The following is a 13,136-nucleotide window of genomic DNA, read 5'->3' as shown; positions in this document are numbered from 1 at the left end:
GGCGCCATTGAGCGGACGGTGGCCGCGGCGGCGCGCCGGATCGGCCGGCCCGACGCGCTCGTCAACAATGCCGGCGTCAACGTCTTCTTCGAACCGCTGAAGCTTTCGGACGCCGACTGGCAACGGTGCCTCGACATCAATCTCAAGGGCGCGTGGAACTGCAGCAGGGCCGTGCTGCCGGGCATGATCGAGGAGGGCGGCGGCGTCATCCTCAACATCGCCTCGACCCATGCCTTCACCATCGTGCCGCACAGCTTTCCCTATCCCGTCGCCAAGCACGCGCTCATCGGCATGACCAAGGCCCTCGGCCTCGAATATGCCGGGCGGGGCGTGCGCGTGAATGCGCTGGCGCCCGGCTATGTGCGCATGCAGAAGGTCGTGGATTACTGGAGCGGTTTCCCCGACCCGGCCGCCGCCGAGGCGGAGACGATGAAGCTGCATCCCGGCGGGCGCACCGCTTCGCCGGAGGAGATCGCCAGGGCCGTGCTCTTCATGGTCTCGGACGAATGCCCCTTCATGAACGCCACCTGCCTGACGGTGGACGGCGGGATGAGCGTGCTGCATCACCCCTGAGGCATGGATTTCCGATGGCAGAAAAAAAGAGGCCCCGCACGAAGCGGGGCAGCGAGCGCCACGGTTGGCTCCCAATGACGCGGGGAAGCTCGCGGGTTGCGCGAGTGATATCCCAGTAGGGTTTTGCCAGTACGCAGGGAAGGTCTGATTCGGCGATTCCGGTACGCTCGTGCAAATAAACTGCCGGTGCGGCCGCCCCGGCCCTCACGGCCCCTCCTTCAGGATGGCGGAGAAGCGCGGTTCGAAGGCGCGGCGGATCGGCTCGGCGGCCGCCCCCAGCGCGACGGCCCAGGGGCCGATCATGCCGAGTTGCAGGCGCGGCAGCGTGCGGCCCGGCCGGTCGGCATTGGAGGGGATGAGCGGGAACATGGCGTCGAACAGCCGTTTTGCCAGCGGCTCCGGCGCGCTGCCGGAGAGGATGACGGTCTGCGGGTCGAAGATGGTCTCGACCATGTGCACAGCCTGCCGCATGTCGGCCGCCGCGCCCTCCAGCCAGTCGAGGATGCGCGGGTCGTCGGCGAGCGTCCGCCGCTCGACCTCGGCATAGGCCTCCGTGGTCGCCGAATCGAGGCCGAGATGCTGGAACAGCGAGGCGAGCGACGAGCGGTGCTCGAGCGGCGACTGTCCGCCGTCGCGCGCAAACAGCACCATGCCGATCTCGCCCGCATTGCGGTTGCTGCCCGTATAGAGCTCCCCGCCGAGGATGAGGCCGGCGCCGATGCCGTAGCCGAAATAGATGCAGACGGCGTGATCGAGGCCGTCGGCCGCGCCGTTCATGCGCTCGGCGGTCGCGCAGGCGGTGGCGTCGTTCTGCAGGCTGATGGCCAGCCCCGTGCCGGCGGCGAGCGTCTCGACGAGCGGGAAGGCCTGCCACTCGGCCATCATCCAGGTCTCGTCGCCGGAGGGCGCGAGGCCGAAAGGCCCCGGCATGGCAAGGCCGAGCCCGGCCAGCCGGTGCGCCGAGCCGGGGAAGCGCCCGGCAAGGTCGACGCGCATGGCTTCGACGAGGCGGAGGATCAGTTCGCAGCCCGCCACCGGCCCGCCCGGCGGAAGGTTGGCGACGGCCCGCGCGACCTCCCGTCCCATCAGGTCGACGGCGACGACGCGCGTCAGGTGCCGGTCGACCTGCACGCCGAGCGCGAAGGCGCCTTCCGGCACGAGCCTATAGGGGGTGGAGGGCTGGCCGCGCCCGCCGCGCACCACCTCTTCCGAAGCGACGAGACCGTCCGCCTCCAGGCCTTCGACGAGGTTTGAAATGGTCTGCTTGGTCAGCCGCGTGGCGCGGGCGAGGTCGGCGCGCGACAGCGGTCCGTTCAGCCGGATGGCCTCGATGATGACGCGCCGGTTGTGCGCGCTGGTGCCTTCCTGGTTGGTCCCGCTCTTGGCGCGGATCGCCCGCAATTCGTTCATCGCTACCCCTCTTGACACCATTTGAATAATACAGAACATTTAAGTCAAGAGATTTGACTTAATAAGGGACCGAAGAGTTCCGGGGAAAGACGGCGGGGATCTCCCGCCATGATCCGACAACGAGCAACGACACGGGCGCCGCGGCGCCTTCGGATGAACGAACCACACAGGAGGACGCAATCATGTTGAAATCGATGAAGAAGATCCTGCTCGGCGCGGCGCTGGTTTCCGGCGTTTCCGCCCCGCATGCCTTTGCGGAGACGACGCTCAACGCGCTGTTCATGGCGCAGGCCGCCTATAGCGAGGCGGACGTGCGCGCCATGACGGATGCCTTCACCAAGGCGAACCCCGATATCAAGGTGAATCTGGAATTCGTTCCCTACGAGGGTCTGCACGACAAGACCGTGCTCGCCCAGGGCTCCGGCAGCGGCTACGACGTCGTGCTCTTCGACGTGATCTGGCCGGCCGAATATGCGGCGAACAACGTTTTGGTCGACGTCTCCTCCCGCATCACCGACGAGATGAAGAAGGGCGTGCTGCCGGGCGCCTGGACGACCGTCGACTATGACGGCAAGTCCTACGGCATGCCGTGGATCCTCGACACCAAATACCTGTTCTACAACAAGGAAATCCTTGAGAAGGCCGGCATTCAGGCGCCGCCGAAGACCTGGGCCGAACTGAGCGAGCAGGCCAAGATCATCAAGGACAAGGGCCTGCTGGCCACCCCGATCGCCTGGAGCTGGTCGCAGGCCGAGGCCGCGATCTGCGACTACACCACGCTCGTCAGCGCCTATGGCGGCGAATTCCTGAAGGACGGCAAGCCGGCCTTCATGGAGGGCGGCGGCCTCGACGCGCTGACATACATGGTCGACAGCTACAAGTCCGGCCTCACCAACCCGAACTCCAAGGAGTTCCTCGAAGAGGACGTGCGCAACGTCTTCCAGAACGGCGAGGCGGCCTTCGCGCTCAACTGGACCTATATGTACAACATGGCCAATGGCGGGGAAGACAGCAAGGTTGCCGGCAAGGTCGGCGTCGTGCCGGCGCCGGGTGTCGAAGGCAAGAGCGAGGTCTCGGCCGTCAACGGCTCGATGGGCCTCGGCATCACCACGACCAGCAAGAGCCCCGACGAGGCCTGGAAGTACATCGTGCACATGACCTCGCAGGAGACGCAGAACGCCTATGCCAAGCTCAGCCTGCCGATCTGGGCCTCGTCCTACGAGGATGCCGCCGTCACTGCCGGCCAGGAAGAGCTGATCGCCGCCGCCAAGCTCGGCCTTGCCGCCATGTATCCGCGGCCGACCACGCCGAAATACCAGGAGCTCTCCACGGCCCTGCAGCAGGCCATCCAGGAAGCCCTGCTCGACCAGGCGTCGCCCGAAGACGCGCTGAAATCGGCGGCCGACAACAGCGGCCTCTGACATCCGGTCTTGCGGGCGGCTTCGGCCGCCCGCACACTCGCCCTTCCCGAAATCGATGAAGAGGACGCTATGTCCAGCACCTGGATGACGACCCGGGCATGGCTTCTCATGCTGCCGCTGCTGGTGATCATGCTCGCCGTGATCGGTTGGCCGATGGTCGATACCGTGCGGCTCTCCTTTACGGATGCCAGGCTGATCGGCACCGGCGGGGCCTTCGTCGGCTTCGACAACTACCTGAAAATGCTGTCGAACAGCAATTTCCAGCGGGCGCTCTACGCCACGACCTGGTTCGCCGTCGTCTCCGTGACGGCGGAGATGGTGATCGGCGTTCTGGCCGCCCTGCTGTTGAACCAGCGGTTTTACGGCCGCACCGTGCTGCGCGCCCTGCTGATTCTGCCCTGGGCGCTGCCGACGGTCGTCAACGCCACGCTCTGGCGGCTCATCTACAATCCGGAATACGGCGCGCTGAACGCGGCGCTGACGCAGGTCGGCCTGCTCGACAGCTATCGCTCCTGGCTCGGCGAGCCCGGCACCGCCATGACGGCGCTGATCGTCGCCGACTGCTGGAAGAACTTTCCGCTCGTCGCCCTCATCGCGCTCGCCGCCCTCCAGGCCGTGCCGCGCGACATCACCTCGGCCTCGCTGGTCGACGGCGCCGGTCCCTTCGCGCGCTTTCGCTTCGTCATCCTGCCCTATCTCGCCGGCCCCCTGATGGTGGCGCTGGTGCTGCGCACCATCGAGGCCTTCAAGGTGTTCGACATCATCTGGGTGATGACGCGCGGCGGCCCGGCCAATTCCACGCGCACCCTGTCGATCCTCGTCTACCAGGAGGCCTTCTCCTTCCAGCGCGCCGGCTCCGGCGCCTCGCTCGCCCTCGTCGTCACCCTCATCGTGACGGTGCTGGCGATCGGCTACGGCATGCTCGTGCGCCGCACGGCGGGGAGTGCCGCCTGATGGAACGCCGCGGCCTTCTCGCCTCGATCCTCATCCATGCCGCCGCGCTGCTGCTCGCCGCCGTCATCGTCGCGCCGATCTTCTGGCTCTTCGTGATGAGCATCTCGCCGGCCGCCGACCTCGTGGCGCGTCCGCTGCGCTGGTGGCCGGGCACGATGGACTTCTCGCGTTACGCCACGCTGCTGTCGACCATCCCGAACAGCGCGGGCGCCAATTTCGTCGCCTCGCTCGTCAACAGCATCCTCGTGGCGGGCATGGCGACGGCCGCCGCCGTCCTGCTTGCCGTGCCGGCCGGCTGGGCGGTCTCGCGCACGCCCTCGGTCGGCTGGTCGCTCTCGCTGGTGATCGCCACCTACATGCTGCCGCCCGTCGCCCTCGCCGTGCCGCTCTACATGGCGCTTGCCGCCTTCGGGCTGCTCAATTCGGTCTTCGGCCTGGCGCTCGTCTACCTCACCATCCTCGCGCCCTTCACCACCTGGCTGATGAAATCCGGCTTCGACGGCATTCCGCGCGAGATCGAGCAGGCGGCGATGATGGATGGGGCGAGCCTCCTTGCGACGCTGCGCATCGTCACCCTGCCGCTCGCCATGCCGATCGTCGCCACCGCGGCGCTCTTTGCCTTCCTGCTCGGCTGGGACGAGTTCTTCTATGCGCTGCTGTTTACCTCGGACCAGCGCGCCCGCACGCTGACGGTCGCCATTGCCGACCTCGCGGGCGGCCGGGTCTCCGACTACGGGTTGATCGCGACGGCCGGCGTGCTTGCCGCGCTGCCGCCGGTCCTGGTCGGCCTCATCATGCAACGGGCCCTGATTTCGGGCCTCACCAGCGGCGGTGTGAAAGGATGACGACGATGACGAACGAAACCCGGCCGGAAGGCCTTGCGGCGATCGATCGGGAAATGGCGCGACAGCATGCCGATGCGCTCGCCTCCTTCCGCGACAATGGCGCGATGGCCGAAAGGGCGGCTGCCAGCCTGAAGCGCACCGGGCGGCTGCTGCTGCTCGGCATGGGCGGCTCGCACGCCGTCGGCCGCGCCGTCGAGCCGCTCTACCGCCGCCTCGGCATCGACGCGATCGCCGTGCCGCTCTCCGAACAGCTCGGCGCGCCGCTTGCGCTCGAAGGCCGCACGGTGTTCGTCACCTCGCAGTCCGGCGAAAGCGCCGAGGTGCTGCGCTGGTTCGAGGAGACCGGCGGCAACGACGAGACCTTCGGCTTCTCGCTCGAAGGCGGCTCCTTCCTCGCCCGTACCGCGCCCTCTCTCGTCGGCCATGGCGGCACGGAGCGGGCCTTCGCCGCGACCCGCAGCCTGACGGTGAGCTTCTCGCTGCACCTGGCGATCCTCGCCGCCCTCGGCGAGGATGTTTCGCAGGCGGTGGAGGCCCTTGAAAATCCGCGGGAGCCGGCGATCGACGCGGCGCTGGCCGCGCTTTCCGGCGTGCGCGCGGTCGTCACCTCCGGGCGGCGGCTGCAGGGGCTTGCCGAGGCCATCGCGCTCGGCTTCACGGAACTGTCCCGCCTGCCGTGCTTCGCCCTGGAGGGCGGCCAGTTGCGCCACGGGCCGATGGAAATGCTCTCGCCGGACCTGGGCATCGTGCTCTTCCGCGGCGACGACGCGACGACGGACCTCGTGACCGCGATGGCGACCTGCGTGGTGGAGGCGGGCGCGAAGCTCGTGGTCTTCGACGCGTCCGGCCGCCCGCCGGTCGAGGGCGCTGTGACCATCGCCTTCCCGCCGCTGACCGGGCTTGCCGCCGTCTTCGCCATGCTGCCGACGGCGCAGCGGCTGATGATCGCCTTTGCCGCGGAACGCGTCGCTGACGCCGGAACGCCGGTGCGCTCGACGAAGATTACCCGGAGTGAATGAGTGAAGCCGCTAGCCGTCGTCGGAAACGTCAATGTCGACCTGATCATGGGGCCGGCCGCGCCCTGGCCGCAGCCGGGCACGGAGAGCATCGTCGACCATGACGAACTGCGCGTCGGCGGCTCGGCGGGCAACGCCGCGCTCGCCTGGATGGCGCTCGGCACGCCCTTCGAGATTGCCGCCAGCATCGGCCGCGACCAGTTCGGCGTCTGGCTGGCGGAGGGGTTCGGCGCGCATGCGAAGAACTGGCCGGTGCATGGCGACAGCACGACGCTCTCCGTCGGCATCACCCATCCGGACGGCGAGCGCACCTTCTTCACGACGCGCGGGCACCTGCCGCTGTTCAGCCTGGAGGATGTGTTCGCCGTGCTCGACGGGCCGCGGCTTGCCGGCGGCATCGTGCTCCTGTGCGGTTCCTTCCTGACGGGGAAGCTGGTGGAGGATTACGACCGGTTCTTCGACTGGGCGGATCGCTATGCCATCGCGGTCGCCCTCGACACCGGCTGGCCGCTGGACGGCTGGACGGAGGCGAACCGGCGGGCGGCGAAAGGCTGGCTGTCGCGGTGCCGGATCGCGCTGTTCAACGAGGTGGAGACGACCAGCCTTGCCGGCGTCGCCGATCCCGCCGGGGCGGGGCGCATCCTGCGGCAGGGCATGCCGGCGGGGAGCATCGTCGTCGTGAAATGCGGCCCCAAGGGGGCGCTCGCGGTTGGTGCCGACGGCACGGTCGTCCATGCCGCCGCACCCGCCGTGACGGTCGTCGACACGATCGGCGCGGGCGACGTCTTCAACGCCGCCTTCCTCGCCGCCCATGCGACGGGCGAGGGGCTTGCTGCGAGCCTTGCCGCCGGCACGGCGGTGGCCTCGCGCGCCATCTCCACCCACCCCCGAAGCTACGCGCCACGCGCGCAGGAGATCACGGCATGAGCACGCTGGCCATCGACGCCATCCGCAAGAGCTATGGCGCCGTCGAGACGCTGAAGGGCATCGACATCGCGCTTGAAAGCGGCGAATTCCTCGTGCTGCTCGGCGCCTCCGGCTGCGGCAAGTCCACATTGCTCAACATCATAGCCGGCCTTGCCGAGCCGTCGAGCGGCGATATCCGCATCGACGATCGCTCCATTGTCGGCGTGCATCCCAAGGACCGGGACATTGCCATGGTGTTCCAGTCCTACGCGCTCTATCCCAATCTCACCGTGCACCGGAACATCGGCTTCGGCCTTGAGATGCGCAAGGTCGACAAGGCGGAACGCGACCGGGCCGTGCGCGAGACGGCGACGCTCCTGCAGATCGAAAACCTCCTGGAGCGCAAGCCGGGCCAGCTTTCCGGCGGCCAGCGCCAGCGCGTCGCCATCGGCCGCGCGCTGGTGCGCAAGCCTAAGATCTTCCTGTTCGACGAGCCGCTGTCCAACCTCGATGCGAAGCTGCGCATGGAGATGCGCACCGAGCTGAAGCGCCTGCACCAGATGACGAAGACGACCGTCGTCTATGTCACGCACGACCAGATCGAGGCGATGACGCTCGCCACCCGCATCGCCGTCATGCGCGGCGGGCGGATCGAACAGCTCGATACGCCGGAAGCGATCTACAACAGGCCGGCGACGCTCTATGTCGCGACCTTCGTCGGCGCGCCGCCGATGAACCTTCTGGCGGCGACGGCCGGCGCGGGCGGCGCACGCATCGACGGCACGGAGATCCTCGTGCCCGTGCCGGGCCTCGACGGCCTGGAGGCGGGGCGCCGGCTCGTCCTCGGCATCCGGCCGGAGGCGGTGGAACGATCGGGCAAGGGCGTGCCGCTTTCGGCGCGCTGCGAGGTCGCGGAACTGACCGGGCCGGAACTGGTCGTCACGGCGGCGATGGGCAGCCAGCGCCTCGTCGCGGCCCTGCCGGCAACCGCCCGCATCGCGGCCGGCGAAGAGATGACGCTCACCGTCGCGCCCGCCGCCGTCCACGTCTTCGACGCGCAGACGGAACGGCGCCTGAACTGACGGGCTTGTATCGCGGTCACGCCCGCCGGTGCTTCGGCGTCACGCCATAGGCCTTCTTGAAGGCCGTGGTGAAGCTCGACGGGTTGCTATAGCCGGCGAGATAGGCGGCCTGCGCGATGGGGATGCCGTCCCGCTCCAGCGCGGCGCGCGCCGTCTCCAGCCGTTCCTGGCGGATGAAATCCGACACGGTCGTGCCGAAATGCTCCTTGAAATGGCGCTGGATGGAGGAGGTGCTGATGCCGACCTCGCGTGCGATGCGGTCCAGCGTCAGGTCCTCGCAGACATGGGCGAGGATATAGTCGCGCACCTTCTCGCTCTGCCGCCGGCTCAGCGCCGTCGACTGGTGCGGCGCGGCCGCGTCCGCTTCGACCAGGACCGAGCAGGCCTGGCACATGATGTCGAAGGCGTGCGAATTGCGGTAGAGCGTCAGGAGTTCCCCCGCCATTGTGCCCGGCGGCTTGAGGATGTGCTCGGCGATCTGGATGAGGTGGCGGTTCGGCGAAAAGCTGAATTCGGCGAGATGCCGGCCGAAGAAGGCACGCAGCTTCGGCATGCTCGTCGGCTGCGAGCGTATCAGCCGGTCGATCCAGGGCAGCGGCGCGGAGATCATCACCTTGCGCAGCGGCGTCGTGCTCTCGTTGACGAACCGCAGCGTGCAGTCCCGCCCGACATTCAGCATGAAGACGGTCGGTTCCGGGCTTTCCGCCGCGCCCGCGTCGATGCGGAAATGCGCTCCGTCCATCACGAAATGCTGCTGGCCCTGCAACAGGACCATGATCAGGAATTTCGGCCAGACGTCGTAGAGATTGTCGTCCGGCGTGCAGCTCGGCGGGCCGTCCATGGCGCCCACGAACAGGTGCTGGGGAACTTCCGGTTTGATCCTGATGTTCAAGACGCCGCCCTCTTGCATCGCCTTTTTTCGCGCGAACTGACCCCGGCTGCCGCTTCCGCGAAGTTTTCTGCGGTCTTTGCGAAAGTCTTTGCGGTCGACAGCCCATCCAAGCTACTGGCATAGTTGACTAGGTTAATCAAGTTTAATCGCCGGCCGTCGCGCCGGCCTTGTCGTATGTGGGTTCAGGAAATGTGGGGCATTCTTTCGCCGTCGATCGGACAACGTCGTATCATGCTGCTTGCTGCGGCCAGCGTCCTTGCGCTGGATGCAGCCGTGGCGCAGGAGCAGGGGGCCGGCCAGGCAACGGGCCAGGGCGGCACGGCGCTGGAGGCGATCGTCGTGGAAGGCGGCGCCGGCGAGCGGGGCGACGGGCCGGTTGACGGCTACGTCGCCAGGAAGAGCCTTGCCGGCACCAAGACGGATACGCCCATTTCCAGGACGCCGCAGACCGTCAGCGTCGTGTCCGGGCAGCAGATCGAGGACCAGAGCGCCCAGTCCGTCGCCGAGGCGCTGCGCTATACGCCGGGCGTCTTGACCGAATATCGCGGCGCTTCCAACCTGCGCGACGAGCTTTTCGTGCGCGGCTTCTACTATGTGCCGAAATATCTCGACGGCCTGTTCCTCGGCGGCGACCTCTCCTATGCGAAGATCGATCCCTATCTCCTGGAGCGTGTCGAGCTGATCTCGGGCCCGGCCTCCGTTCTCTACGGCCAGGCCAATCCGGGCGGCATCGTCAACATGGTCAGCAAGAAGCCGACCGACGCGCCGCTGCGCGCGGTGGAGCTTTCCGTCGGCACGGACAAGTACCTTTCCGCCGGATTCGATATCTCCGACACCTTCGACGATGCCTTCGGCTACCGTATCGCCGCCCGGGGTTTCGGGCGCGACCTGCAGGAGGACCATGCGAAGAACCGCTCCTTCGCCATCGCGCCGTCCTTCACCTGGTCGCCGGACGAGGGCACGTCGCTGACCATCCTCGGCGGCTACCAGAACGAACCGGATGCCGGCTACCGCAACTTCCTCGACGCGGCCGGCACTGTCACGCCGATCCCCGGATACGGCTTCGTGCCGCGCGATTTCTTCGTGTCCGATCCGGATTTCGAGCGTTCGGAGCGCAAGCAGGCCTGGATCGGCTATGAGTTCAAGCACGAGTTCAACGACAACCTGACCTTCCGCCAGAATGCGCGCTACCACCATGTCGACTGGCTGCACCATACGCTGGTCTATGGCAGCGCCAGCCCCGATCCGGTGACCGGCAACAACACGATTGTCAGCCGTTCGGCGAGCGGCGGCACGGACACCTGGAACCAGTTCACCATCGACAACCAGATCGAGGCGACATTCTCAACGGGCGCGGCCGAGCATACGCTGCTCGCCGGCATGGACTACCAGTACCGCACGCGCGACTACAAATGGGGCCGTGCCGCCGGCCCGAGCATCGACCTTGCCGATCCGCGCTACGGCGATTTCGACTTCTCCTCGCTGACGCTCGCGACCACCGACCTTCAGGACCTGACGGCGCGCCAGGTCGGCGTCTACCTGCAGGACCAGGTGGAGATCGGCGCCTTGAACCTTCTCGCCGGCATTCGCTACGACCGGGCGAAGACCGAGATCGACGACCGGCTGGGCACCAGCGACCAGTCCTACGAGGACGGCGCCTTCACCTGGCGGGCCGGTGCGCTCTACGCCTTCGACAACGGCCTCTCGCCCTATGTCAGCTATGCGACTTCCTTCGAGCCGGCGCTCTACCTGCCGCCGGCGGGCGCGTCGGCCTTCTCGCCCACCACGGCGGCGCAGTTCGAGGTCGGCGTCAAATATGCGCCGGAAGGCTCCGGCCTGCTGCTGACGGCCGCCTATTACGACCTGAGGCAGAAGGACGTGGTCGCCGGCGCCTGGGACCCGACCCTCGGCCAGATGGTCTATTCTCAGGTTGGCAGGATCCACAACCGCGGCATCGAGCTTTCCGCCCGGGCGGAGGTGACGGACAGCCTCTCGCTGATCGCCGGCTACAGCTATATCGACTCGATCGTCAGGGAATCCGTCAATACGAGCGAAGTCGGCCGGACGCCGTCCCGCATTCCGCAGCATCAGGCCTCGCTCTGGGCGACCTATACGGCCGATGAGGGCGCGCTTGAAGGCCTGACCGTCGGCGGGGGCCTTCGCTATATCGGCACGAGCTGGGGTGACGGCGGCAATTCGTTCAAGGTCGGCGCCGTCACGCTGTTCGACGCCATGGCCTCTTACGATTTCGGCGCGAAGAACCCGGACCTGAAGGGGCTCTCCCTGCAGGTCAACGTCAAGAACATCGGCGACGAGCGCTATGTCGCCTCCTGCGCCAGCGCCTATGCCTGCTTCTACGGTGAAGGCCGCAGCATCGTGGCGACGCTGAAGAAGGAATGGTGATGCTGAGGACGATCGGATCGGGCATCCTGGCCCTGATCCTCGCGGCGGCACCGGCATCGGCGGCGGAGACGACGCAGGCCGTGCCGCTCGTCGCCGGCACGACCGTGACCGGGAAGGCGGCAACGGAGGGGGCAGGGGAGGTCTTCGATCCCCAGGCGGCGACGGGCGACTATGTCAAGGGCGTGCTTCGCGTCGAGGCCGGAACCTTCAATCTCGACCTCGTCGACGGCGAGGGCCGGCACCTGCGCCGGCTCGCCGAAGGGGCGGGCGGAACGGTGGAGTTCCAGTTCGTCGCCGAGGACCCCGGCGCGCGGCTGGTCGTGACGGCCGGGCGTATGGGCGCCTACGCGCTCGCCATCGAGCGCAAGGTCGGCCTTGCCGACCAGGTGCCGCCGCCGCCCGTCTATCTGAGCCCGGCCATCGCCGAGGTCGCCGCCGCGATTACCGCGGGCGGAACGACGGAGGCATTCTGGGCGAGGGTCGCGGAGCGCGGCACGCCGCTCGTCGAGGACGGGCCGGAGGGGCACAGGATCGTCACCTTCCTGGGGCGCGGCGCGAAACGCAACATCCGCCTGTTCGGCGCGCCGAGCGGCGACCACGAGGAATTGCAGCGCCTCGGCGGTTCGGACATCTGGTTCCGGAGCTTCACGGTGCCGGAGGGCACGCGGCTGTCCTACCAGCTCGCCTTCGACGTGCCCGACGTGCCCGGCACCGCGCGCGACCGGCGCGTCGCCATCCTTTCGACGGCAAGGGCCGATCCGCTCAACCCGTATCGCTGGCCGGCGGAGGCGGCGGACGCCTACAACCAGGAGTCCGTGCTGGAGCTGGCCGGCGCCCCGCCGCAGCCGTTCCTGGCGGAAAAAGGCAATCCTCAGGGCCGGTTGAGCACGCTGTCGATCGAAAGCCGCCTGCTCGGCAATCGCCGCGACATCACGCTCTACTATCCGCCGGGATTCGATCCGGCCCGCAAGGACACGGTCCTGCTCTTCGTCTTCGATGCCGACCAGTATCTCGGCCGGGTGCCGGTGCCGCGCATCCTCGACAACATGATCGCCGCCGGCGCAGTGCCGCCGGTGGTCGCCGTCTTCATCGCCAATCCCGACCGGGCGGCGCGGGCACGCGAACTGCCGGCCAATCCGGCCTTCGCGGATTTCATGGCGACGGAGCTTCATCCGCTTGTCGCAAGGGAAACGGGGCTGGCGATCCCGGCCGCACGCACCGTGCTGGCCGGCTCCAGCTATGGCGGGCTGGCCGCGGCGACGGTCGCCATGCGCCATCCGGCGGTCTTCGGCAACGTGCTCTCCATGTCCGGCTCCTTCTGGTGGAGCCCGCCGGGCATGCCGGAGGACCGGCAGGAGCATGTGGCGGGGCTGATTGCCGCAGGGCCGGCGCTGCCGCTGCGCGTCTTCCTGTCGGCCGGCCTCTTCGAAACGGGTGCGCAGGGCACGGCGGGCATTCTCGAAACCAGCCGTCATCTGCGCGACGTGCTGCGGGCCAAAGGCATTCCCGTCACCTATCGCGACTATGCCGGCGGCCACGACTATCTCGTCTGGCAGGGCGTCCTGTCGGACGGGCTGATCGCGCTTTTTGGCGGAGACCGCCGCTGACGGGCGGCTTCCCTTGCCCGGAAAACT

General features: G+C 67.9%; 10 protein-coding genes and 1 pseudogene. 9 read left to right on the top strand and 2 right to left on the bottom strand.

From position 1 onward, the window contains the following. Window positions 1–3: 3 nt before the first annotated feature. Window positions 4–573 (top strand): annotated as a pseudogene (locus AB3G45_RS04555) (SDR family oxidoreductase); the annotation flags it as partial. A 204-nt stretch (window positions 574–777) separates the two neighbouring features. On the opposite strand, the gene AB3G45_RS04550 reads toward AB3G45_RS04555, so the two are convergent. Further along, entirely contained in the window at window positions 778–1,983 is a 1,206-nt protein-coding gene (locus AB3G45_RS04550; RefSeq protein WP_367829456.1) for an ROK family transcriptional regulator, read from the bottom strand. A gap of 182 nt (window positions 1,984–2,165) precedes the next feature. Here AB3G45_RS04550 and AB3G45_RS04545 point away from each other — a divergent pair, with 182 nt between their 5' ends. The 6 genes from AB3G45_RS04545 to AB3G45_RS04520 all read left to right on the top strand — a co-directional run bounded on the left by AB3G45_RS04545 (window position 2,166) and on the right by AB3G45_RS04520 (window position 8,207). Then, complete coding sequence (locus AB3G45_RS04545; RefSeq protein WP_367829455.1) at window positions 2,166–3,404, top strand: extracellular solute-binding protein; 1,239 nt, start codon at window positions 2,166–2,168, stop codon at window positions 3,402–3,404. Between the two features lie 69 nt (window positions 3,405–3,473). Next, window positions 3,474–4,358, top strand: a complete 885-nt coding sequence (locus tag AB3G45_RS04540; protein ID WP_367829454.1) for a carbohydrate ABC transporter permease — start codon at window positions 3,474–3,476, stop codon at window positions 4,356–4,358. Further along, window positions 4,358–5,203, top strand: a complete 846-nt coding sequence (locus AB3G45_RS04535; RefSeq protein WP_367829453.1) for a carbohydrate ABC transporter permease — start codon at window positions 4,358–4,360, stop codon at window positions 5,201–5,203. The genes AB3G45_RS04540 and AB3G45_RS04535 overlap by 1 nt, the downstream gene beginning before the upstream one ends. A 5-nt stretch (window positions 5,204–5,208) precedes the next feature. After that, a complete protein-coding gene (locus AB3G45_RS04530) occupies window positions 5,209–6,222 on the top strand; it encodes an SIS domain-containing protein (protein WP_367829452.1) in 1,014 nt (337 codons plus the stop codon). After that, the gene (locus AB3G45_RS04525; RefSeq protein WP_367829451.1) at window positions 6,223–7,146 is read left to right on the top strand and encodes a PfkB family carbohydrate kinase; all 924 of its coding nucleotides are present in this window, start codon (window positions 6,223–6,225) and stop codon (window positions 7,144–7,146) included. Continuing rightward, window positions 7,143–8,207 carry an ABC transporter ATP-binding protein gene (locus tag AB3G45_RS04520; protein ID WP_367829450.1) on the top strand — a complete coding sequence of 355 codons (1,065 nt, stop codon included), beginning with the start codon at window positions 7,143–7,145 and terminating at the stop codon, window positions 8,205–8,207. Before AB3G45_RS04525 ends, AB3G45_RS04520 begins: the two co-directional genes overlap by 4 nt. 16 nt (window positions 8,208–8,223) lie before the next feature. On the opposite strand, the gene AB3G45_RS04515 is transcribed toward AB3G45_RS04520, so the two are convergent. Further along, the gene (locus AB3G45_RS04515; protein WP_367829449.1) at window positions 8,224–9,099 is read right to left on the bottom strand and encodes a helix-turn-helix transcriptional regulator; all 876 of its coding nucleotides are present in this window, start codon (window positions 9,097–9,099) and stop codon (window positions 8,224–8,226) included. A 231-nt stretch (window positions 9,100–9,330) separates the two neighbouring features. Here AB3G45_RS04515 and AB3G45_RS04510 point away from each other — a divergent pair, with 231 nt between their 5' ends. After that, window positions 9,331–11,502 (top strand): TonB-dependent siderophore receptor, encoded by a 2,172-nt coding sequence (locus tag AB3G45_RS04510; protein WP_367829448.1) that lies wholly within the window; start codon window positions 9,331–9,333, stop codon window positions 11,500–11,502. Continuing rightward, window positions 11,502–13,109, top strand: coding sequence for an alpha/beta hydrolase-fold protein (locus tag AB3G45_RS04505; protein ID WP_367829447.1), 1,608 nt, complete (start codon window positions 11,502–11,504; stop codon window positions 13,107–13,109). Before AB3G45_RS04510 ends, AB3G45_RS04505 begins: the two co-directional genes overlap by 1 nt. The last annotated feature ends 27 nt before the right edge of the window (window positions 13,110–13,136 follow it).

Origin of the sequence: Shinella sp. S4-D37 (genome assembly GCF_040812195.1) — a bacterium.
GTDB lineage: Bacteria > Pseudomonadota > Alphaproteobacteria > Rhizobiales > Rhizobiaceae > Shinella.
Note: the sequence above shows the minus strand (reverse complement) of the source record. Positions and strands in the feature narration are given on the sequence as shown.

What these genes read in the sequence shown, in the direction of transcription:
- AB3G45_RS04550 (WP_367829456.1), bottom strand. Translation starts at nt 1,983, where the DNA reads ATGAACGAATTGCGGGCGATCCGCGCCAAGAGCGGGACCAACCAGGAA.
- AB3G45_RS04530 (WP_367829452.1), top strand. Translation starts at nt 5,209, where the DNA reads ATGACGAACGAAACCCGGCCGGAAGGCCTTGCGGCGATCGATCGGGAA.
- AB3G45_RS04540 (WP_367829454.1), top strand. Translation starts at nt 3,474, where the DNA reads ATGTCCAGCACCTGGATGACGACCCGGGCATGGCTTCTCATGCTGCCG.
- AB3G45_RS04535 (WP_367829453.1), top strand. Translation starts at nt 4,358, where the DNA reads ATGGAACGCCGCGGCCTTCTCGCCTCGATCCTCATCCATGCCGCCGCG.
- AB3G45_RS04510 (WP_367829448.1), top strand. Translation starts at nt 9,331, where the DNA reads ATGCTGCTTGCTGCGGCCAGCGTCCTTGCGCTGGATGCAGCCGTGGCG.
- AB3G45_RS04505 (WP_367829447.1), top strand. Translation starts at nt 11,502, where the DNA reads ATGCTGAGGACGATCGGATCGGGCATCCTGGCCCTGATCCTCGCGGCG.
- AB3G45_RS04545 (WP_367829455.1), top strand. Translation starts at nt 2,166, where the DNA reads ATGTTGAAATCGATGAAGAAGATCCTGCTCGGCGCGGCGCTGGTTTCC.
- AB3G45_RS04520 (WP_367829450.1), top strand. Translation starts at nt 7,143, where the DNA reads ATGAGCACGCTGGCCATCGACGCCATCCGCAAGAGCTATGGCGCCGTC.